This window comes from Variovorax sp. 10L426, from assembly GCF_056395305.1.
Genome location: NZ_JBFTJF010000109.1, coordinates 1 through 413, shown reverse-complemented (window position 1 = coordinate 413; position 413 = coordinate 1). Strand labels below are relative to the sequence as shown.

Genomic DNA, 413 nt, shown 5'->3' with positions numbered 1-413 from the left:
GCCCAGGGCCTTGATCACACGGCTCCAGCGGGTGGCCAGGCTGGCGTCCAGTTCGCCGCTGGCGGCGCTGGCGATGCAGCCGCCGCGCGCCACGGTGGCGTCGGCGCGCACGGTCCAGCCGGCGGCTTCCAGTTCGCCGGCCAGGTGGGTTTCCACCAGCGACACGTCTTCGGGATTCAGCAGCAGGCAGGGCGAGCCGGACAGCCGCGGCTCGGCCGCCAGCAGTTCGCGCGCGGCGGGCAGCAGCGCGGCGGGATCGGTATCCATGGTCTTGCGGACCAGCTGGCGGGCCACATCGAGGGCCAGGCCGACCAGTGCGTCGGCAATCTCGGTATCCACGCGGCCAAGCGCGTCGCGGAAGTTGCCGGCCAGCTCCTGCAGCCGGGCGGCTTCATTGCGGGCCGATTCCAGAC

1 protein-coding gene is annotated in these 413 nt (G+C 72.9%); it reads right to left on the bottom strand.

The features are described 5' to 3' along the window. A partial coding sequence (locus tag AC1DHL_RS29995) for a flagellar assembly protein FliH (protein WP_478164368.1) occupies positions 1–413 on the bottom strand: 413 nt, incomplete at both ends.